The sequence below is a fragment of the Moritella sp. genome (assembly GCF_013215705.1).
Taxonomy (GTDB): Bacteria; Pseudomonadota; Gammaproteobacteria; order Enterobacterales; family Moritellaceae; genus Moritella.
This window is the reverse complement of record NZ_JABSQR010000004.1, coordinates 37804-58331: the sequence shown is the minus strand read 5'-3', so window position 1 is coordinate 58331 and position 20528 is coordinate 37804. Positions and strand designations below refer to the sequence as shown.

At 40.7% G+C, this 20528-nt stretch carries 20 protein-coding genes; 9 read left to right on the top strand and 11 right to left on the bottom strand.

What is annotated here, in order from left to right; genetic code table 11:
• Positions 1 to 125: 125 nt before the first annotated feature.
• Together HRT96_RS00630 and parM are read right to left on the bottom strand one after the other, a co-directional pair.
• Positions 126 to 731, bottom strand: a complete 606-nt coding sequence (locus HRT96_RS00630) for a hypothetical protein (RefSeq protein WP_293150758.1) — start codon at positions 729 to 731, stop codon at positions 126 to 128.
• A gap of 11 nt (positions 732 to 742) precedes the next feature.
• Positions 743 to 1771 carry a plasmid segregation protein ParM domain-containing protein gene (gene parM, locus HRT96_RS00625; protein WP_293150755.1) on the bottom strand — a complete coding sequence of 343 codons (1029 nt, stop codon included), beginning with the start codon at positions 1769 to 1771 and terminating at the stop codon, positions 743 to 745.
• Positions 1772 to 2029: 258 nt separating this feature from the next.
• On the opposite strand from parM, the gene HRT96_RS00620 reads away from it, so the two are divergent.
• A complete protein-coding gene (locus tag HRT96_RS00620) occupies positions 2030 to 2236 on the top strand; it encodes a 4-oxalocrotonate tautomerase family protein (RefSeq protein ID WP_293150752.1) in 207 nt (68 codons plus the stop codon).
• Between the two features lie 23 nt (positions 2237 to 2259).
• Here HRT96_RS00620 and HRT96_RS00615 read toward each other — a convergent pair whose 3' ends face one another.
• Positions 2260 to 2427 carry a hypothetical protein gene (locus HRT96_RS00615; protein WP_293150749.1) on the bottom strand — a complete coding sequence of 56 codons (168 nt, stop codon included), beginning with the start codon at positions 2425 to 2427 and terminating at the stop codon, positions 2260 to 2262.
• 158 nt (positions 2428 to 2585) lie between these two features.
• Between HRT96_RS00615 and HRT96_RS00610 the strand changes: the two genes are divergently transcribed.
• Positions 2586 to 3473, top strand: a complete 888-nt coding sequence (locus tag HRT96_RS00610; protein ID WP_293150746.1) for an alkaline phosphatase family protein — start codon at positions 2586 to 2588, stop codon at positions 3471 to 3473.
• Between the two features lie 349 nt (positions 3474 to 3822).
• Positions 3823 to 4275 carry a hypothetical protein gene (locus HRT96_RS00605; protein WP_293150743.1) on the top strand — a complete coding sequence of 151 codons (453 nt, stop codon included), beginning with the start codon at positions 3823 to 3825 and terminating at the stop codon, positions 4273 to 4275.
• A 264-nt stretch (positions 4276 to 4539) separates the two neighbouring features.
• Here HRT96_RS00605 and HRT96_RS00600 read toward each other — a convergent pair whose 3' ends face one another.
• Entirely contained in the window at positions 4540 to 5220 is a 681-nt protein-coding gene (locus tag HRT96_RS00600; protein WP_293150740.1) for a 2OG-Fe(II) oxygenase, read from the bottom strand.
• Positions 5221 to 5368: 148 nt separating this feature from the next.
• Between HRT96_RS00600 and HRT96_RS00595 the strand changes: the two genes are divergently transcribed.
• Positions 5369 to 5710, top strand: a complete 342-nt coding sequence (locus HRT96_RS00595; RefSeq protein ID WP_293150737.1) for a DUF4144 family protein — start codon at positions 5369 to 5371, stop codon at positions 5708 to 5710.
• A 15-nt stretch (positions 5711 to 5725) separates the two neighbouring features.
• Entirely contained in the window at positions 5726 to 6937 is a 1212-nt protein-coding gene (locus tag HRT96_RS00590; RefSeq protein WP_293150734.1) for a cation:proton antiporter, read from the top strand.
• Between the two features lie 5 nt (positions 6938 to 6942).
• Here the strand turns inward: HRT96_RS00590 and HRT96_RS00585 are convergent, their stop codons facing one another.
• A complete protein-coding gene (locus HRT96_RS00585; protein WP_293150732.1) occupies positions 6943 to 8472 on the bottom strand; it encodes a methyl-accepting chemotaxis protein in 1530 nt (509 codons plus the stop codon).
• A gap of 297 nt (positions 8473 to 8769) precedes the next feature.
• Between HRT96_RS00585 and HRT96_RS00580 the strand changes: the two genes are divergently transcribed.
• Both HRT96_RS00580 and HRT96_RS00575 read left to right on the top strand, forming a co-directional pair.
• The gene (locus HRT96_RS00580) at positions 8770 to 10428 is read left to right on the top strand and encodes a sensor histidine kinase (protein WP_293150730.1); all 1659 of its coding nucleotides are present in this window, start codon (positions 8770 to 8772) and stop codon (positions 10426 to 10428) included.
• Positions 10415 to 11107: a response regulator gene (locus tag HRT96_RS00575; RefSeq protein ID WP_293150727.1), complete on the top strand. Its 693-nt coding sequence runs from the start codon at positions 10415 to 10417 to the stop codon at positions 11105 to 11107. Before HRT96_RS00580 ends, HRT96_RS00575 begins: the two co-directional genes overlap by 14 nt.
• A gap of 92 nt (positions 11108 to 11199) precedes the next feature.
• Here the strand turns inward: HRT96_RS00575 and HRT96_RS00570 are convergent, their stop codons facing one another.
• The 4 genes from HRT96_RS00570 to HRT96_RS00555 form a co-directional block, all read right to left on the bottom strand.
• Positions 11200 to 12735 (bottom strand): tripartite tricarboxylate transporter permease, encoded by a 1536-nt coding sequence (locus HRT96_RS00570; RefSeq protein ID WP_293150724.1) that lies wholly within the window; start codon positions 12733 to 12735, stop codon positions 11200 to 11202.
• A gap of 10 nt (positions 12736 to 12745) precedes the next feature.
• A complete protein-coding gene (locus HRT96_RS00565; RefSeq protein WP_293150721.1) occupies positions 12746 to 13246 on the bottom strand; it encodes a tripartite tricarboxylate transporter TctB family protein in 501 nt (166 codons plus the stop codon).
• 79 nt (positions 13247 to 13325) lie between these two features.
• Positions 13326 to 14306 carry a tripartite tricarboxylate transporter substrate binding protein gene (locus HRT96_RS00560; protein WP_293150718.1) on the bottom strand — a complete coding sequence of 327 codons (981 nt, stop codon included), beginning with the start codon at positions 14304 to 14306 and terminating at the stop codon, positions 13326 to 13328.
• 286 nt (positions 14307 to 14592) lie between these two features.
• The gene (locus HRT96_RS00555) at positions 14593 to 15525 is read right to left on the bottom strand and encodes an acyltransferase (RefSeq protein ID WP_293150715.1); all 933 of its coding nucleotides are present in this window, start codon (positions 15523 to 15525) and stop codon (positions 14593 to 14595) included.
• Between the two features lie 361 nt (positions 15526 to 15886).
• Between HRT96_RS00555 and HRT96_RS00550 the strand changes: the two genes are divergently transcribed.
• On the top strand, positions 15887 to 16861 hold the full coding sequence (locus HRT96_RS00550; RefSeq protein ID WP_006031832.1) for a stomatin-like protein: 975 nt from the start codon (positions 15887 to 15889) through the stop codon (positions 16859 to 16861).
• Positions 16862 to 16895: 34 nt separating this feature from the next.
• Complete coding sequence (locus HRT96_RS00545; protein ID WP_293150712.1) at positions 16896 to 17360, top strand: NfeD family protein; 465 nt, start codon at positions 16896 to 16898, stop codon at positions 17358 to 17360.
• A gap of 28 nt (positions 17361 to 17388) precedes the next feature.
• On the opposite strand, the gene HRT96_RS00540 is transcribed toward HRT96_RS00545, so the two are convergent.
• On the bottom strand, positions 17389 to 19299 hold the full coding sequence (locus tag HRT96_RS00540; RefSeq protein WP_293150709.1) for an HD domain-containing phosphohydrolase: 1911 nt from the start codon (positions 19297 to 19299) through the stop codon (positions 17389 to 17391).
• Between the two features lie 89 nt (positions 19300 to 19388).
• Positions 19389 to 20327 (bottom strand): tRNA dihydrouridine(16) synthase DusC, encoded by a 939-nt coding sequence (gene dusC, locus HRT96_RS00535; protein WP_293150706.1) that lies wholly within the window; start codon positions 20325 to 20327, stop codon positions 19389 to 19391.
• Positions 20328 to 20528 lie beyond the last annotated feature (201 nt).

The following is a 20528-nucleotide window of genomic DNA, read 5'->3' as shown; positions in this document are numbered from 1 at the left end:
TACCGCGGCGAGTATATTAATCGTGGTTATAAAAAAGGTTGATATCCCTGAGGAATATCAACCTTTGTTGTTACTGACGTAGCATGAAAATACTTAATTATGACGTTATAATCTTAATGTTCTTACTACCATAAACCTTTCGCTTTCACACGACTTGCTTTAGCGAGTTGATCATCAAGATCAGGCACTTCATCTTTTTCAACTGACACCATTCCACCATTACTCAATTTATCAATCTGGCTGCGAATCGCTTTTAATTGCGCTAAGGCCTTGGTTTGATTTTGCTGTAAGGTGAACAATAACGCATCGTCGGGTGTTGCTGTCACATTTTGCTGTTCGACGACTTGGCTTTGCTGAGTTTTGATATCGCTAACTAAGCCCGTCAGCTTTTGCCATTGCTGTTCAGATAATATAGCCTCTGTTGGACTTGGCGCTGCAGTCGTGATATCTGCAGTTACTCCAACTGCGGCTAACAAGTTAACAAATGTTTTTAACTCCACATTTTGAGTGAAGTTTTGCGATAAAATCAGCGGTAATTCGGGTGCTAAATTATGCAAATACAGTCCAGAAAGATAAATCTGCCGGTGAAAGTTATTTACTCTTTCACGTGCAATTTCCACATTATCATTTGATGCTTGTAATTGTTTTTTCCATTGACGCAGGCTGCTTGCAGCATCGCGATGATGCTCATAAATCTCAGGTTCAAGGGTAAAACTGCATTTAATCTGCATTTGTTATCCTTTTATGCCACTGCTTCGTCTGTTTCAGTGATTTCATCAGCAGCATGATAACAACAGATTTCACGCGATAGCGCTTCTTGTGGTGATGGCACCAAAATGACTTTGTCACCAAGGCTTGGATAAACGTCACGAATTGCTTGTTCAATTAACAGTGCACCGCCACCCACTAAATATACGCGGTTTGGATTCTTGGTGAATGTTTTTGCTTCATAAGCAACAGCTGCACCTAGCTCAGTAATCTTATCTTCAATTTTACCTAAAACCCAATCCACTTTGCTTACGTCATTAATCACATCATCGACAAAGTCGCGATCTTTACGACGTTTAATCAATTCGTTTGCCACAAGATAGCTTGCATCGCTGTCTGCCGCAGCCAATGCTTTACGCACTGCATCAGTGACCATAGATACCCCGATTTCTGGATTACCATAAACAGCAGATACGTCTTCGAATTCACCCACAATGACGCCCATGTCTAAAGTCGTACCACCACAATCAATCACCAGTGATTTAGTAAATTCGCTCACTCCGGAATCCATCAAGGTAGTTAATACCGCGGGCAGACTTTCAGGTAATACTTCAACGTCAATGATTTCAAACAGCTCACCTTTATTTAAGCTGATGTCACGCATTAGGTTTTGTTTTTTACGTTCAATATTAGTTTCGTTCTTCTGGCAATCTTCGGCATTGTAATACTCAATAATAGGCAGAGTCACAAGGATACTAATCGGACCCGGCTTCATACCTGTTTGTAATAATGCATGATGTACTGAAAGCAGATTTAGATCGTCATATTGATAAGCAACATGTGTTGTAGACAATGCTTTATCGGACGTGGCATCAAATGTATATTTCGTTGCGCCAATTTGATAGTTGAAGATTTTACTATTATTCAATAATGCAGCACTCTTCCAATCTTTTCGGAATGAGTTCGGCGAGGTGATGCTTTGTACAATCCCTTTGGCGATCCAGCTAATTTTAACGTTGGTTGAACCATCATCGATGGCAAATTTCATTTTTGCTTGTGTCATAACTTATTATACCTTAAATATATTTATACAGATGATATCACCAAATTAAGAACCTACAAGTTATCGATCACATCTGACGATTAATCCATCCATCATATAATATGCTAATTTGGTTTTTAATCAGAAATTTTCTCAATCATGCACCATCTTTATTGTCTTCACTTAATAGAAATTGTTATATTTAAAGGTGCAAAATTTAAACATGGTAGCCTGACTAAGTTATCTAATTATCAACATGTTACAAAGTGAGCTAACGTTATGCCGTATATCAATATTAAAATCACCGATGAGCAAGTAACGAAAGAGCAAAAAGCCCAGTTAATCGCAGGTGCGACACAATTGTTGGTGGATGTATTGGGGAAAAATCCGAAAACAACCGTCGTAGTGATTGATGAAGTGAATACCGATAACTGGGGTATCGGTGGCGAAGTGGTGACTGAATTACGCCAAAAAACCCAATCTTAGCTAGTTGCTATTAACTAGGACTATTAACTGTTAACTGTTAATAGTCCTAGTCTCTTGGTGATCGCCTCGATTGCCATCGTTATGCCAATCGGCACCGCAGCTTGATAAAAATGCAACGCATAGACGTTTACTTTATCGTTGGCTAATGGTTTGGATTGAACCACTGCCAAGTCCGAAAAATTATTCATCATCTCCGATTTTAACTCCTTGACGCACTATAACTAACACTTTTATTAACAACGGATTCTATCAGTCTGACATGAAAATATCTTATATCTGTCATCTTAGATTCATATGTTACCAGTAATCTTCTGTCCCATGATTTCAATTTATGTGTTGGATAGAAGGCATGTCAAATAAAGTAATACTGGTAGTGCTGGATGGTTTAGCGTACGAGACCGCGCAGCAGTGTATGGGTTTTCTTCAGGGGTTAACCGAGCAAGGTAAAGCAACGCTGTATAAAGTGCAGTCTGAGCTGCCGTCGATGTCCCGACCAATGTATGAAGCCATTCTTACCGGCGTTGCTCCGGCTAATAGCGGTATCGTTCACAACCAGATTATCCGTAATTCTAATCAGCAGAGTGTATTCAGTCTGGCCCATCAGGCAGGGCTCAGTACCGCCGCTGCGGCGTTTCACTGGATCAGCGAATTGTATAACCGTAGCCCCTATGATGCGGTGCGTGATCGTTTTAGTAACGATCCGGAACAGCTGATCCAGAACGGTATCTTTTATCATCAGGACAGTTATCCTGACAGTCACCTCTATCTGGATGCGGAATGGTTACGCCGGAATCATGATCCCGATTTTCTGTTGGTACATCCGATGAATATCGATGATGCCGGTCACAAGTCTGGGTTGGATAGTGCGGACTATCGCAATACGGCTCGTCAGTCGGATGTTCATTTGTCTGAATATATATTGCAGTGGATGAACGCCGATTACCAAATCATAGTGACCGCTGACCATGGTATGAATGTGGATAAAAGCCACGGAGGAACACTAAAAGAGGAACGTGAAGTTCCGCTTTATGTGATAGGCGAATGCTTCTCCCATGATGCCGAAGCCAAACCCCGTCAGCTTGAGCTGTGCGGCACTGTGTGTGAATTGCTTGGCTTGTCTGGCCACGGGAAGCCTGTCGCAACTAAGTTGTTTAAGGCGGTGAACAGTATCACCCTCGATCTACCTGAAGGCCAGATTATCGGTCTGGTAGGCGAGAGTGGTTCGGGTAAAACCTAGCGATGCGGGCGGCTGCTCCAATCAGCTCTCACTAACGCGCAATAGCGCCTTAGCTCGACCTTGAATGTATTGTGAAATAAATTTGATTCATCGTACATTTTCTAATACTTAGACCTGCAGTTCTATGCATTATCCTCCCTCTATAACTCAACAGCTTAATATCGTTGCGCAACCCGTCCGTTAAAGCCGTTGCTATGGAGTCGCAACAAGCAATGGTCCATTACTAGCTCAGCCGGATTCGAAATCGGCCCTTTGTCTTAAAGACTAACTTGATAGTGGTTTACTATTTGATAGTATAATTTGGTATATTAGTGGTTGTATCAATCTTTTAAAAATTTAGGAAAAAATAATGAATAAGTTGTTCGTATTATTACTACTATTGGCGGCAAATTTCGCCCACGCATTTAATATCGGAGACGCGATACCTCGTTTTGAAATTACCGATCAATTTGACCAAGTGCATACTATCAAAGCGGATACAAAAAATATCATTGTCGCAGGTGATAAAGATGCCAGCAGCATCATTCGTGATTTCTTATTAGCTCAGGACAAAGGTTTTTTAGCGGCTCACCAAACTTATTATGTGGCTGACATATCAGGGATGCCAAGTTTAATTAGCAAATTCTTTGCTTTGCCTAAAATGAGAAAATATCCATTTTCAATTTTATTATTAGATGATAGTAACAAAGACAAGTTCTCAAAAAAAGAAGATCATATTACGGTTTATACGGTAAATGAAGGCAAAATATCTGAGGTTAAATATATCAAGACAGCTACTGAGTTAGCCGCTGTCTTTGAATAAATCGTCATTTTACCTTTGTTTGGTCGGTACTGTGATGCCACAGATATCAATCAAAAGGATCAGCGTTATTGATTCCGAGTAAACTCGGTTGTTTGACTCTGACTAATATTGCGCACAGGGTATTAAAATACGTAGTTTCCCATCAAAAAATATATGGCGAACTGGCATTAACAAAATATGAATGAGTAGATAATCTAACACGAAAAGGGGCAGAATCGAGTTAGAGTTATTGTAAAGCCAATGGTGTTTGATGCAGTTTCGAATTTATGATGCTGGATCGACAGTGCCTACCATCGAATTATTCATTCTAAACCAGCCTGCGATTGAATAGCGTGCTGATTCAGCGGCAAGTACTTCATGCGGGAAGCGTTCACTTTCAAATACCACCAAGGTACCTGCTTTGGGTGCAACGCGTGCGATCACATCATCTGAATCTTGGGCATAGACAAGCAACTCCCCTCCGGCATCGGGAGTATTTAAGTAGCAGACCGTGGTAAATACACGGTTTGATTTACCTTTAAACGCATCGAGGTGTTTTAGGTAAAAATCACCAATTTCGTATTTCGCGTAATGACATTCATAATCAAATAAGCCTAAGAAAAAGTTGCGATTTACTTCCAGCCTAAGGTCGCCCATTAGCGCCATAAAACCAGTTTGGGCAGGACTGTTACCCGTTAACCACAGGGTCTTATCTTTACGAATCTGTGCATTTAATTGCGAGTCTTGCTGACGACCAATACCAGCAGGTTTAAATTCTGGTTGGTTTTCAAGGCAATCGTTAAGCAATTCTTCAATAATACCTTCTGGGAATGCATCTTCGATGACCGCATAACCATGCTCATGGATATTATCTAAAATAGCATCGATGGTGGTGCGAAAATTATTCTTTGCTCGTAACTGGGTTGTTTCCACATTTGTATAATATACAAGTAAATGATAGGTCATTATACTCAGTTTAATGCACATAAGTATGATTAACGGTAACATTCGCTTTGTTAGCGTGAATGCTAAGCTTAAGCATTTGAATTTTATAACTGAAACATTAATAACAAGCTGCTACAGTGAGCTCATAGTAAATTATAGGAGTACTCAAATGGTAAAGTGGCCTGCAGTGATCAAATACCATGGTGAAGATGAATTAATCTATATTGCGTCGTTAGCTGAGTGGCAAAATGATCCTGATTTATGTCTGCCTCACTATGAATCAGAAGATCGATTAATCGATGCTAGTGGTGCTTTATTTGCACTCCCTGCCGCCTCATCTCCCTTGGATACAGACATGTTTGTTTCTTTAGACTCGCGAATATTGGTAGCTGAGTTTGTCGAATTAGTGCGTAAACATGCGGTGATTGAAAATTATTGCTGCTCTGCAAAGATAAATGCCAAGACCCATCAGCAAGTGGTCGCGATGGTCAAAGAAATCAATTCACTTTAGGTCGGAGATTTAGTCATGGACGAACATGTCGTTATTTTGATTATTGCTTTAATTGTATTGTTCTATGGTTTTATCTCCAAAAAACTCGCTCAATTTGATATATCTGGTCCGATGGTGTTTACCGTATTGGGGCTGATTTTCTCGCCGTTTGGATTCGGCATTACTGCTGTTGAAGTGGATGCCGAATTTGTCACTGTGTTGGTGGAAATAGCGTTAGTACTGGTGTTGTTTAGCGATGCGGCATTATTAGACCTAAAATTATTGCGACGTTCATGGCAAATACCTGCTCGATTGCTATTTATCGGCCTTCCTTTGACTATTATCGCTGGTACTGCTGTTGCTGTATGGCTGTTTCCAGAGCAACCTATTACGTACATGATCTTGCTGGCGTTGCTGCTTACCCCCACAGATGCTGCGCTGGGTAAAGCTGTCGTGACCGATCCGAAAGTGCCTAAAGTTATTCGTTCTAGTATCAACGTTGAAAGTGGCCTGAATGATGGCATTGTTTTTCCCATCGTTTTAACCGTGGTGGTATTGATAACCAGTGGGTTAACCAAAGCTAATGACTATAGCTGGATTTGGTATGTAGCTGAACAAATCGTCTTTGGCATGTTGGTCGGCGGTGTCGTGGGTTATCTGGGTGCTAAATTATTGAATAAAGCAATCGAATTTAACTGGATTAAAGAAAGCTATCAAAACCTGATCCCCATAGCCCTTGCAATTCTCGGGTTTTATCTTGCCGAAGCATTATTAGGTAATGGTTTTATTGCTGCTTTTTTTGCCGGTTTATATATTGGCAATACCAGTAAACAAGCGCGAATACATATTGAAGAGTTTGCTGAAAGCGAAGGGGAGTTATTTATACTTATTAGCTTCTTTTTGTTTGGATTAGCGTTTGTACCATTAACATTACATGATATTAGCGTAAATGTGGTTATCTATGCGTTATTGAGCCTGACGGTGTTACGTATGTTGCCGGTGATGGTGTCATTAATTGGTACCAACTTGGACTTTGCAAGCCGTGTATTTATTGCTTGGTTTGGACCGCGAGGCATCGCGTCTATTTTATATGTGTTGATTGTGGTGCATAACGTCGGTGATATTGGCGGTTTTGATATTGTTTACGCTGTTGTGACGCTTACTATCCTTATGAGCATTTTTGCTCACGGCTTTACCGCACAGCCTTTTTCAAATCTATACGGTAAAAGCCATCGAGATAGACCTTAATCAGCTTAAAAGGTTAATCCCAACGCCGCCAGTGATTTAGAGTTATTGTTAATATCGGTTGCTTCACGCTCAACTAACTCTGTTTGTTGTAGGTTGTGTTGTGAAGCATCACTGATATTGACGATATTGCGACTGATTTCTTGTGACACCATATTTTGTTCTTCTGAGGCTGTGGATATTTGTATTGCTAAGTCCGAAATATCCGAGATAGCGCCGTAGACATTCTGCATCATTGCCTGTGTACGTTTAGATTCATTGACACACAACTCGGCAGACTCTTTACCTTGCTGCATCGTTATTGACCACTGTTCAAGCGTTTGTTGAATTTCGTTAATTGAGGTTTGGATCTGCTCAGTGGCATTATGGCTGCGTGTTGATAATGCTCTGACTTCATCGGCAACAACAGAGAAACCACGGCCATGTTCACCAGCGCGTGCAGCCTCAATTGCTGCATTTAATGCAAGCAGATTTGTTTGGTCGGCAATACCTTGAATTTCTAACATGATAGTGCTAATTTTTTTGGCTTCTTCTGAGAGCATACTGGCTGATGTCGCAGACTCTGCGACATCAATGGCGAGTTTACCGATTTGGGTCATCGTATTTGACATCGCTTGCGTTGCACTTTCACAATCATCATGAGCAATTTGCACTTTTTGCGATGTTAATAAGGTATTTTGAGATACTTCTGCAATCGTAGAGGACATTTCAGTGACAGCTGTTGCGACCTGATGTAACTCAAGCGTTTCTTGTTCAACGCCTTCTTTCGCTCTGTGGGCAGCAGCGGTGAGGTTATCAGCCCCCGTTTCAAGTGAGCGACTGCTATCAACAACACGACCTAAAATAGTTTGGATCTTACCTTCTTCCATTTTCAATTGGAAATCGACAATACCTTGTGGCTTTAATCCAGAGAATACATAACGAGAAACACTGTCATAATTTTGCTTTAAGGTAGAAAAATAGCGAGGTACTGTAACCAATTCATTATGGAAAATAATAAAAGGCAGCAATGGTAATAATACACTGAGGTAAGGCATATCTTGACTAGTGAACACGATCAATGCGCTGATCATAAAGAAAGACAAGGGTTTTAAGAGCGGACGCTGATACCACTGAAATAAACTTTTTCCGTTATTAATTTTGTTGTAAGCCTGTTCAGCGGTAAGCTTATCTTTGTGCGCTAATTTTCTACGTACAGACTGATAACCCACTAATTTACCTTGTTCGTGAATGGGTGTGACAAAGGCATCAACCCAATAATAGCGACCATCTTTACAGCGGTTTTTCACTGCGCCACGCCACGGTTTTCCCGCTTGTAAATTTCCCCAAAGATCTTTAAATGCAGCGGCGGGCATATCAGGATGACGTACGACATTGTGGTTTTTACCGACTAATTCATCGAGTTCAAAACCCGCAATATGGCAGAAGGTGGGATTGGCATAAGTAATGACACCTCGGGTATCAGTGGTAGAAACTAATTCATCTTGTACATCAAATGAGACTTCTTCATTTATGACTTGAGCGTTTCTTTTGTTCATTACTTCTTTATCCTTAACTTTAGTATTTAATAGGCATTTTTATGCACTCTTGTTTGTATCACCATGATACCTCAAATTGATTATAAATTGTGGCTAAAACGTTAAGTTAGTGTAATTAATCTTGGTTTAATTAGTATTTTTTTCATTAGGTATTAGTCTTTTATACGTAGTTGAAATAAAATAAAGGTTACCGTAATGTTAATTGTATTTGTGTGAACGAGTGGTTTATTCCAATTCCGAGTTATAAATACGGATTAATGTTATAATTGTATTCTTTTTACCGTCGGCTTTTCTTGCATGATTGCATTAACGAAAAATAACGCCTTGTTTAATTGGCAGAAGTTGAGTTTTAGGCACCGATTATTGCTGATCATGACCTTGTCTGGTGTTGTTAAATTATTGATCTTATCGATTGCGGGCTTTGCTTATTTAAAGCATTGGGAAGAGCAGGAAAGTGGAGAAAAAGCACTCGGTATTGCTAAGTTTTTAGCCGCATCTCCTTCTGTTGTTGAGGCTATTGAGGCGAAAAATCCAGAGCTAATCAGAGAAAAAGTCGAATTATTACGCTCATCTATTAATGCTACGTTTATTGTGATTGGTGATAAAAACAGTTTACGTTATGCCCATCCTATCGCTAATCGCCTTGGTCATAAAATGCAGGGGGAAGATAATGATAAAGCCCTAAAACAAGGCTTATCTTATATTTCGCTGGCCGAAGGCTCATTAGGTAAGTCGGTACGCGGTAAAGCCCCCATATTTGCTTACAATGGCGAAATTATAGGTGTGGTCTCTGTTGGCTATTTAGTCACAAGTATCGAAAATAAAGCCGAACACTTTCTCGTATTCCTTCTTTTTATGGTCGTGCTGGTTGTGTTTACTAATGCATTAATCTCTAATTTTACGGCAAAGAAATTTCAGAATGCGATATTTGGCTTTGAGCCCGAAGAGTTCGGCCGCTTATATATGGAGCTAGAAGTAACGCTTAGTACTATCAAAGAAGGTGTTGTGAGTATTGATGCGAATGGTTACTTACGTTCAATCAACCGCAGTGCATGCGATATTTTTAAAGTGAAGGCCAAGGATGTATTGCACCGCAAAATGGATGAAGTATTACCTGATAACAATCTAACCGAAATTTTGACCAGCAAAGTCAGCGAATACAATGTCGAGATGATGATTAAAGGCCAAGCGATTGTGGCGAATAGGTTGGTGCTTGTTGTTGATGACCGGGTGGTTGGTGCCGTATCAAGTTTCCGTCTTAAAGATGAAATTACAGAACTCACTAAACAACTGTCACAGGTGCGTGAATATTCTGATTTGTTACGTTCACAAACGCATGAACATAGCAATAAATTAAATACCATCAGCGGCCTTATTCATTTGGGTAAAAATGATGAAGTATTAAGCTTGATTGGACAAGAAACTGCACGTTATCAACACTTAATTCAATTCTTACGTGAAGCCATTCACGAACCTATGATTGCCGGTGTATTACTGGGTAAAAGTGAAAGAGCCAGAGAGTTAGGGTTATTGTTAGACATTGATGAAGGTTCACAGTTATTAACCTTACCTGAGCATATTCGTGCCGAAGACCTGGTGACTATATTAGGTAACTTTATTGATAATGGCTTTGATGCCTGTATCGTTTCTAATACAACAACATCATCTAAAAAAGTATCGGTGAGTATTTCCGATTTTGGTCATGACATAATAATTGAAGTGGAAGATAACGGTTGTGGTTTACCAGAAGGTATTGCCCACAAAGAACTGATTAAACAAGGGGTATCAAGTAAATCGGAAAGTAACCGAGGCGTGGGTTTGCACCTTGTTGATAAAATCATTAGCCAATATCATGGGCAGTTAATGATGGAAAGTATAGATAATAAAGGAACAAGAATGACGGTGTTTTTACCAAAACAGCATACTGATAAGGATATTACGAATGACATCAACTAATGCGATTAAAGTATTAATCATTGAGGATGATGTGGGTATCGCTGAGATCCACCGTCGTAATTTAACAAAAATAGAGAGCTTAAGTGTCATTGGTATCGCAACCACGAAAGCTGAAGCTGAAACGTTACTTGAGGTGTTAACACCCGATTTAATCTTATTAGATGTGTATTTACCGGATGGCAATGGCTTGGATATTCTTCGTGACTTGCGCCAACAGCAACACGCATGTGATGTTATTCTAATTACAGCTGACCGTGACGCAGAAACGTTACAAGCGGCTATGCGTGGTGGCGTGGTTGATTATATATTGAAACCAGTGATTTTTTCACGTTTAGAAGAGTCATTATATAAGTACTTAAAGCAGAAAAATAAATTTGGTATTTTAGATGATTTAGATCAGCACGTTGTTGATTCTATGATCTCTGTCAGTGTAAATAACAGTTCAAGGGCATTACGATTACCCAAAGGTATTGATAGTGTGACTTTGGATAAAGTGCGTGAGTTATTTATCGAACATGCAGATATCACTGCTGATAATGCGGGGGGATTAATTGGTGCAAGCCGTACGACGGCAAGGCGCTATTTAGAGCATCTTATTAGTTCTGGTGAATTAGTGGCTGATTTGAATTATGGTACGGTAGGGCGCCCAGAAAGAACCTACAAAAAACAGTCTCGATAGTGGTTACACATATTACTCGTCATTCAGTGAGTAAAAAACAGCGCATAATGCGCTGTTTTTAGTTTTATACCGTATAGACATACAGCTGTGTGTTAATTGCTCCCTTCAGCTAATAACGCTTGTTTAACCCGGTGGCGATTCAACGCGGTTAATAGTATTGGCGTTACAAGTACCAACGCTGATATTACAGTGAACGTTAAGGTGATAGGGCGTTCCCATAAGAAGCTCAACTCACCATCACTAAGCATTAATGAACGGCGTAGGTTTTCTTCCATTAATCCACCGAGAATAAAACCGAGTAATAATGGGGCTAATGGGAAAGTCGCCAACCTTAAAAATATCGCTATCACTGCGACTATGATCATAATAAATACATCAACAGTATTAAAGGAAACCAGATACACTCCGGTGATTGAGAAGAAAATGATCATCGGCAATAATACGGTTCTAGGCACGGCTAGTAGTTTTGAAATATACGGGATCAGCGGTAGATTCAAGACCATCAAAACAACGTTACCGAAGTACATCGAGATGATCACCGACCAGAATATTTCAGGGTTATCGATAAACAAACGAGGACCTGGCTGAACACCATAAGAGATCAATGCACCCAACATAATGGCAGTTGTGCCTGAGCCTGGAATACCTAAGGTTAATAGCGGTACAAATGACCCACTTGATGCGGCATTGTTAGCGGCTTCTGGCGCCACTAAACCTCGGATGCTGCCTTTACCAAATTCATCGCGTTTATCTTTTGGCGCGAGATTACGCTCTAAACCATAACTCAAGAACGCGGCAATTGTCGCGCCAGCACCCGGTAATACCCCGACAAAGAACCCAAGAATCGAAGAGCGGATTGCCACTGGGGCAACTTCTTTTAATTCTTCTTTGGTTACTTTCATGCTGCCTATGTCAGTTAAGGCGCGGTTTTCTTCTGATGATATATCTGGATCTGGTTTTAAGATGCTGAATAATATTTCACCAAGGGCAAAGGTTGCCATGGCTAATAATAAGAAGCTAAAACCATCCATTAAATCAGTCAAACCAAAGGTAAAGCGTTCAACACCAATGCCTTTATCGATACCAACTGTTGATAGCATTAAGCCTAGAATCGTCATCATCCAGGCTTTTAAAACCTGCCCTTTACCTGCAAATGCCGCAACAGCTGATAGACCGACTAGCATTAACGCAAAGTAATCAGATGATTGAAAACTTAATGATACTTTTGCTAAGGCGGGGGCCGCGATTAATAGCATAATTGCCGATAAGGTGCCGCCAGTAAATGAGGCATAAGCAGCCAGTGCTAAGGCTTTACCTGCTTGGCCTTTTTTCGCCATCGGGTAACCATCAAATGCGGTGACGACGGTGGATGAACAACCGGGGGCGTTGATGAGAATGGATGAGGTTGAACCACCAAAAATTGCACCGTAGTAAACACCGGCCATTAAGATCATACCTGACGATGGGTCTAAACCATAGGTAATCGGGATCATCAAGGCAATTGCTGAAATAGGACCAAGACCGGGCAACATACCAATAAAAGTACCAACAAAACAACCGACCATAACCATCATTAAGTTGGTTGGCATGATTGCTGTGGATAAGCCTGCTAAAATTCCATCTAACATAATTGTCTTCCTACAAGCTTAAAAAGAGGTAACCAGGTTCAAGATAAATATCCAGAACTTTGGTAAGAAGTAACCAAAAAAGCGTTACAAAAGGGAAAGAAGCACCAAGCAACACCGCTTTTCGGCGTTCGCCAAGTAGCCAAAATCCGATTAATAAGAACAAACTCGTCGCCAATACAAACCCTAACCAGGTTAAACCAATGCCGTAACCGACCATTAAAATGACAAAGGAACCTAATAGACGCCAATCTAAATCTTGGTCTAAACTTTGCTCTGCATAGCTATTATCTGCACATGGACGTGATGGCGACATAACGATCAGTAACAGTGACATGACGATGCCAGCGAACGTTAATAGATAAGGCAGTGTCCGTGCGGTGAATGCTTCATATTCGTCACCAGGGAAAAGTTGAATTTGGGTCGTTTGATAACCGTAGATTAAGCAGGCAAGCAGGAATATTAATCCACTTACTCGGTCTCGATTTAATAATGATACAGGGGGGGATTGCATGAGATGCTCCAATAAAAAAGAAAGCCACAGTGACAAGTTATTGATTACTGTGGCTGTATGATGGGGGGGGGGAATTAGTTTATTTAAGGAAACCTAATTCACGCATCAAATCACCCATTTGCTGTTCTTGTTGTTCTAGGAATGCATAAAAGTCTTTGTCGGCTCTATAGTTATCAATCCAGCCATTACGATCGCGCACTGTTGCCCATTCGTCGGTTTTGTACATTTTTCTTAAGACTTTGTTCCACTGAGCAACCTTTTCTTCACTGATACCCGGTGAAGCAAAGAAACCACGCCAGTTAGCAAATACCGTATCGTTACCCATTTCGGTAAGAGTCGGTACATTTGGCGCTGCGGCTAAACGTTCTGGTGCAGTAATAGCCAGAATGCGTACTTGGCCACTTCTCGACATTTCCAGTACTTCGCCTAAACCGGTTGATAATAATGGTGTTTCGCCAGATAGCACGGCTGCCATGGCTTTACCGCCTGCGTCATAAGCAATATAACGCACTTTACGGGCATCAAAACCTTCGCCTTTAAAGGCTGCTGCTACAATAAGATGATCCATGCTACCGCGCGCTGAACCGCCCGCAATTTTTACTTTACGTGGGTCCTCTTTAAAAGCAGCAACAACTTGTTGCCAGTTTTGGTATTTCGAATCAGCTGCGACCACAATTGCGCCATAGTCGGCAATGGTCGTTGCAACAGGGGTTAGATCTCGAAACGATTGTGGAAAGATACCGGTCAATGACCGGATCACAATCGGTGTTGAGTTAACCATTAAGGTGTCTTGTTGACGTGCCGCGGTTTCGATCATGTGGGCAATCGCTTTACCACCACCGCCACCAGACAGGTTTTGATAAGAGACTTTTCCAACGAGTTCCGCTTTCATTAACACATCGCCAGTCCCTCGAGCTGTCATGTCCCAGCCCCCACCTGCACCGCCAGGCACAATAAAGTGAATTTTATCTAAGTCAGCGGCCCAAACGGCTGATGAGAGTGTTGCAATACTTGCCACGATAAGTGATGAGGCTACACGCTTTCTAAATTGCTTTAGCATGGTTTCCATTCCTTGTGTTTCTTGTTGAATAGTAAATCGTTGAATAGTTAACGCTATAGGTTTAATGGTTAACGTTAATAATGTGCAATGTTACGCTAGTGTTATTGGCAACGTTGTGACGGGATGGAAACTGTAAATAATGGCAATTAACGACGTTGAGGCTATTCTGTTCATAAAGTTCACGGTGGACTTTAGATTAAGAGAGGGTAATAAAAAGCCGCCTAATCTATTTAAAATAATAAAGAAGGCGGCTAGTTATGTCGTTGACGAAGCTGTTTTTTTTGACCTATGTCGAACTAGTTGTGTTGGTTTCTACTGTGTTATTTTTGTCTGTGATTGACGTGTGACTTTGTGCCATAGTTTCTAGAATGGCGTCTTTTTCTATCCAAATATCATTTAAGTGTTGCTGAAAGCCAATTTTGAATGCACGGTCTTTTTGGTAATCGCCGCGCATCTTGGCATCAATTTCAGATACGCTAATATGTACATGTACGTCTTTTACTTCACCACATATATATTGCCAGAATGTGGGTGTTTGTTCTGGGTAATAAATTGCCACATCAACCACTTTATGTATGTGATCGCCTAATGCAGACAGTGCAAACGCTAATCCACCTGCTTTTGGTTTTAGCAGATGCTTGAACGGTGATTTTTGCTTGTTATGTTTTTCTGTGGTCAAGCGTGTACCTTCAACAAAATTCATCACACTGACAGGGGTTGATTTGAACTTAGCGCAGGCTTTGCGTGTTATTTCGATATCTTTACCGCGTAACTTCGGATTTTTCTTTAGTTGAGCAGTGCTATAACGACGCATAAACGGGAAGTCTAACGCCCACCAAGCCATGCCTAAGAAAGGGACAAAGATAAGTTCTTTCTTTAAGAAAAATTTTAAGAAGGGGATCTTTTTATTTAATACACGCTGCAAGATCAGGATATCAACCCAAGATTGATGGTTCGCAATGACCATGTACCATTCTTTTTCAGACAGTTCGACATCAGCATTGTGCAGATGAATTTTTACTGGATGAATTAGGCGTTCTATCACCCCGTTAACCTTGATCCAATTACTTGCCAAGTAAACTAGCAATGAAGAACAAAGAGTCTGTAGTTCTTTAATTGGCAGTAATTTGATTGGGCTTAAAATAATGATGGGGGTCGCCCAAAATAATAAATTTATAACCCAAAAGATAAACGCTAAACAGCCTCGTATAAATGACATCACATTCCCTACACAGTAAATACATACGTTCAAATAGGTGCTTATATTACTGCCCGAAGCGTCAGGTCTCAATATATAAATGTTCGTTTACGCTCAAAACAGCCTTATTTTACTAAACATCGGAGCAGTTAAGACTGGAATTAACGAATGCGAGTGTTCTTGCTCTTATTTTAGATGCTAATTTTGGATGTAATATCTAAATATAGATATAAAATTAGACTTTAGTGGCCATTTATAAGCATTTTTACTATTGGAGCGGGTTACAATAAGGTATTGTTTAAATAAACAATACTGGCATTCGTTTCGCTCAATAATGATTTAATGGTTGCCAAGCAACATCAACTACTAAGGATACACATTTATGGAAACTGCAATTGACATACTATTAACACCCTGGCTTTGGATCTCTGTTGTGGTGATATACACAATTCAAAGAGGCATACTCTTTGTTCCGCAAAATAGAGGTTATGTTATTTATACGTTTGGGCGCTATAGCGGCACATTACAAGCGGGTCTTAATTTTATCGTTCCATTTGTGCAAAAGGTTGCTGCAGATCGTAACTTAAAAGAACAATCATTAGACATATCGTCACAACTCGCTATCACCAAAGACAATATTTCACTAGAAATTGATGGCATCTTGTTTATGAAAGTGATTGATGCGTCTGCTGCAACGAATAATATTACCGACTATAAATTAGCGGTTATTCAGTTAGCGACAACCACAATGCGTAATGCCATTGGCTCGATGGAACTCGATCAATGTTTTCAAAATCGCGATAAGATTAATGCGAGTATTTTGGCCGCGATGACAGATGCGACCCAACCTTGGGGTGTGCAGGTTACGCGTTATGAGATTAAAGACATCACGCCTCCTACCTCGATCAAAGAAGACATGGAAAAGCAGATGACGGCAGAGCGTGAAAAACGTTCCGTGATCCTGACTGCAGAAGGTGTTAAAACCGCGGCGATTACCAAAGCTGAAGGTTTGAAACAAGCCCGGGTTCTCGATGCTGAAGCCGCAAAAGCAGAACTGGTATTAGCAGCAGAAGCGAGTAAAGAGTCACAAATTTTGACCGCAACAGGTAAAGCAGAAGCAATTAGATTGGTCGCGAATGCCGATTCTGCCGCGTTAAGTGTGGTTGGTGCTGCAGCAATAACCAGTGAAGGGCAGCAAGCTGTACGTTTAACGCTTGCCCAAGATGCGATTGCGGCGCACAAAGCCATTGCCGCCGAAGGTTCTGTCATATTAACAGACGGCAAAACCAGCGAGAATATAGGTAATACGGTCGCGCAAGCGATTGCTATATCTAGCGCATTAAAATTATCGGAATAACACGCTGGGGTAACCATTGAATGGAGTTTACGAAATGGATTCATTAATCGATTACTTACAAAATAATCACGATCAATTACTTTATGTTATTGGGGCGATTGCGTTAGTCGTTGAACTGGGTGTGATTGGTTTAAGTGGTCCGCTGTTGTTTTTTAGTCTTGGTTGCCTCGCGACTGGCTTATTAGTTAACTTGGGTGTGATTGCTGGCTGGGAGCTCGAAGTCCTCTCTGTGGGGCTATTAACAGGGCTTAGTGCGCTGCTTTTATGGAAACCGCTTAAGCACTTTCAAGGTGATAAATTCGTACCAGATACCAGTAGTGACATGATTGGACAAACGGTGCCAGTGAGTGAGACCGTCACTATTAATGGTGGTAAAGTGCGTCATTCAGGCATTAATTGGAACGCGCGCTTAAGTGACTCTGCGACGGTTGAAGCCCTCGATACTGGGCTACGGGTTAAAATAGTTGCTGTTGATGGCAATATTTTAATCGTCGAATAAAGCCGTAATATGCGTGACAGAATATTGTCTATTGGCATCGCCGAGGTAGTTGATTAATTTCAACACTCGGTGATAACTGTTTATAGATATTAAGTATATCCATTAAACAGCTGTCAAACGCGGCGATCACGCTAGGGTCAAACTTGCTGCCGGATAATTCTCGTATTTTATTAATGGCGATCTCAATTGGGATCGCTTTTTTGTAACAACGAGGATGGATCATGGTATCAAAGGTATCAACAACGGCAACAATACGCGCTGATAATGGGATGTCATGATATTGTAATTGGTTCGGGTAACCATTGCCATCCCAGTGTTCGTGTAAAGTTAGCGCAATATCATGAGCGAGTTTAAGTGTGGCTGATTCTGCATCTTGCAAAATCTTTGCGCCAATCACTGGCGCTGTTTTCATCATGACCAACTCTTGCGTTGTTAGTGCGGCGGGTTTTGATAAAATCTGTTCAGGAATACCTATCTTACCTATATCGTGTAATTTTGCGGCAGCGCGTAACTCTTTGGCTTTGTCTTTTGACATGCCCATGTTTAAACCAATTACCTCACAATAACGCGATACCCGTCGAATGTGGTTTGGCGATGAATCATTCTTATATTCGGCTGCTAGGCCAAGTCGAGTAATGGTTTCGGCATTAGTTTTTTCTAACATTAAGTGCAGCTGTTCATTTTCTTTACGTGATGCTATCAAACTATCGATCATATTGTTGAAGGCGTATTGCGTTTGCTGCAGTTCTACAAAGGTGGATTCAGCTATATTGGTTTTAATAAATTGACCGCAACGGATATTCTCTGCAATTATTTTTATTTTTCGCAGTGAGTCGGTAATGTGATTAATAAAAAAGAATGAGGTGAGACAGGCAATAATACTGATCACGAGACCAAATAAAATATTCAATTTTTGATTATCAATTAAGTCACTGAGAAAGAATTTTTCTGGCATGTAAATCGCGATGATCCACGGCCATTTATGATGGGTAAACTCTTTAAATAAACCATGATAGGTATTGTTGTCGAAGTCAAATGTCACGGCTGTTGCAGTACCTCCGGTCGAAAACAATTGGGTTTTTTCTTGCAACGCTTGCCATGCGGTTAAGGCGATTGGATTGTTAATTTCATTGATGCGTGGAAAGCGTAAACTTTCATTAGCGGTGTCTTGAATGATCTTTTGGTCGGGATAGGCGATTATTTCACCGAGCCGATTGGTGACAAAGGCGGTACTGTGTTCGCCTAGGTCAAGGTTATCGAAAAATGATGAAATAGTGGCCAATGACACATCGACGCCAATGACACCGATTAACTGCTTATTTTTGTTATAAACCGGCATTGAACTGGTGATCCCTGGTTTACGTGAAGAAAAGAACACATAAGGGTCGGTCCAAGATAACGCATCGTTATCCAGTGCTTTATTAAACCAAATTCGGTCGCGTGGATCGTAGGATTCGTTGGTTATTGTTTTTACGGAAAGTTGTGCAAAGTTATTATCATGAGTGTAGAGATGTGATGAATTTAGTGCACTATTAGTCTCAAAGGTAATTAATTTTCGTGAAAATAATGGCTCTGTGAAACCTTGCTCGCGTTGCACATGGACAAAGGTACCGTTGGTATTGGCAAAATAGATCCCTGAGATATGTGGTGATTGTTTTAATTGCTGGAAAAAATATAAACTGAGATCATCGGGGCGATTAATCGATAACACATCTGAACGAAGTAATTCACTGCTTAATAATGTTGTCGCTTCTGCAGTATCAAGAAAGCGTTTCGAGTTAGCAATAATATTATCAGCATAATCAATCATTAACTTGTGAGCATGAGCATTAAATGAACGCTGATTTGAGATGTAACTTGAAAGCAATAATGTGGTGAGCGTGACAAATTGCAGCAGAATTATACCGCTAATAAGGGCTTTTTTTATGGTAACACGCAACGGTAATTCATCCTTGAATTATGCATAAATATGAGTTTAAGCTCTATTATTAACACTGGTCTTTAATAGAGTCAAGATCCCTTAAAGGATCATACTTGGTAGTTGTTCAGTGTATTAATCACTTCTTCTGACTGACGTAAGGCTCTTAATTCGGTAAACAAGTCGACCGCTTCAGGATACTGCTTACGTAGATAGCTAAACCACTGTTTTATTCTGTTGGGTAGATACTTTTCTTTATCTCCACGGATCTCTAATTGGCAGTAGTTCCGCAATAAAACAATCACGTCAGCCCAAGGCATTGGTGCTTTGTTGTATTTAACCACTTCACCTAAATTTGGTAAGTTTAATGCACCGCGACCGACCATTAAATCATTACAACCAGTCACCTCTAAACAACGTTGAGCATCGGCATGACTCCAAATTTCACCATTGGCAATCACTGGTATTGAAACATGCTGCCTGATTTCGGCAATCGCTTGCCAGTTAATTGCAGCTGCACGATAACCATCGGCTTTGGTACGACCATGAACCGTTAGTTCGTTGGCACCTGCTTGTTGCACCGCATCGGCAATTTCTAACTTTTGATTACTGTCTTCCCAACCTAAGCGGATCTTGGCGCTGACGGTATGCTCTGCGGGTACGGCATCACGTACTTGTTTAACGATTTGATACACCAGTTCTGGTTCACGTAAACATGCAGCGCCACCAGATGACTTATTAACTTGTTTCGCCGGGCAGCCAAAGTTGATATCTAAACCGTGAGAACCAAGGTCAATGGCACGAACCGCATTTTCTGCCATCCATTCTGGATGTTGCCCTAATAATTGAATGCGTACTGGCGTACCAGATTGTGTGCGGCAACCATGGTTTAATTCGGCACAATAACGGTAAAAAATCTTCTCTGGTAATAGCTGTTCGACAACTCGAATAAACTCGGTTACACATAAATCGTAACCGCCTTGTGCGGTCAGTAACTCGCGCATCAAATTGTCAACAACGCCCTCCATTGGGGCTAAAACTACGCGCATGTTATTGTCCTGCGTTGGCAAAATGAGCGATTAAAACAGAATTAACCACAATTGCCAAATATATCGTATAATAATTTCTTCAAAAGGGCGTTAATCTTAATACTTGCTTGCATATCAACAAGCAGTTACATAAAATTTATCGTAATCACTTATTTCTATATATTGAGCGCATGTTTTATACCCAACTTAATTGGCTATATG

Excerpts from the sequence above, each read along its gene's own strand:
- HRT96_RS00630 (WP_293150758.1), bottom strand. The coding sequence starts at position 731 with ATGCAGATTAAATGCAGTTTTACCCTTGAACCTGAGATTTATGAGCAT.
- parM (WP_293150755.1), bottom strand. The coding sequence starts at position 1,771 with ATGACACAAGCAAAAATGAAATTTGCCATCGATGATGGTTCAACCAAC.
- HRT96_RS00620 (WP_293150752.1), top strand. The coding sequence starts at position 2,030 with ATGCCGTATATCAATATTAAAATCACCGATGAGCAAGTAACGAAAGAG.
- HRT96_RS00615 (WP_293150749.1), bottom strand. The coding sequence starts at position 2,427 with ATGATGAATAATTTTTCGGACTTGGCAGTGGTTCAATCCAAACCATTA.
- HRT96_RS00610 (WP_293150746.1), top strand. The coding sequence starts at position 2,586 with ATGTCAAATAAAGTAATACTGGTAGTGCTGGATGGTTTAGCGTACGAG.
- HRT96_RS00605 (WP_293150743.1), top strand. The coding sequence starts at position 3,823 with ATGAATAAGTTGTTCGTATTATTACTACTATTGGCGGCAAATTTCGCC.
- HRT96_RS00600 (WP_293150740.1), bottom strand. The coding sequence starts at position 5,220 with ATGACCTATCATTTACTTGTATATTATACAAATGTGGAAACAACCCAG.
- HRT96_RS00595 (WP_293150737.1), top strand. The coding sequence starts at position 5,369 with ATGGTAAAGTGGCCTGCAGTGATCAAATACCATGGTGAAGATGAATTA.
- HRT96_RS00590 (WP_293150734.1), top strand. The coding sequence starts at position 5,726 with ATGGACGAACATGTCGTTATTTTGATTATTGCTTTAATTGTATTGTTC.
- HRT96_RS00585 (WP_293150732.1), bottom strand. The coding sequence starts at position 8,472 with ATGAACAAAAGAAACGCTCAAGTCATAAATGAAGAAGTCTCATTTGAT.
- HRT96_RS00580 (WP_293150730.1), top strand. The coding sequence starts at position 8,770 with ATGATTGCATTAACGAAAAATAACGCCTTGTTTAATTGGCAGAAGTTG.
- HRT96_RS00575 (WP_293150727.1), top strand. The coding sequence starts at position 10,415 with ATGACATCAACTAATGCGATTAAAGTATTAATCATTGAGGATGATGTG.
- HRT96_RS00570 (WP_293150724.1), bottom strand. The coding sequence starts at position 12,735 with ATGTTAGATGGAATTTTAGCAGGCTTATCCACAGCAATCATGCCAACC.
- HRT96_RS00565 (WP_293150721.1), bottom strand. The coding sequence starts at position 13,246 with ATGCAATCCCCCCCTGTATCATTATTAAATCGAGACCGAGTAAGTGGA.
- HRT96_RS00560 (WP_293150718.1), bottom strand. The coding sequence starts at position 14,306 with ATGCTAAAGCAATTTAGAAAGCGTGTAGCCTCATCACTTATCGTGGCA.
- HRT96_RS00555 (WP_293150715.1), bottom strand. The coding sequence starts at position 15,525 with ATGTCATTTATACGAGGCTGTTTAGCGTTTATCTTTTGGGTTATAAAT.
- HRT96_RS00550 (WP_006031832.1), top strand. The coding sequence starts at position 15,887 with ATGGAAACTGCAATTGACATACTATTAACACCCTGGCTTTGGATCTCT.
- HRT96_RS00545 (WP_293150712.1), top strand. The coding sequence starts at position 16,896 with ATGGATTCATTAATCGATTACTTACAAAATAATCACGATCAATTACTT.
- dusC (WP_293150706.1), bottom strand. The coding sequence starts at position 20,327 with ATGCGCGTAGTTTTAGCCCCAATGGAGGGCGTTGTTGACAATTTGATG.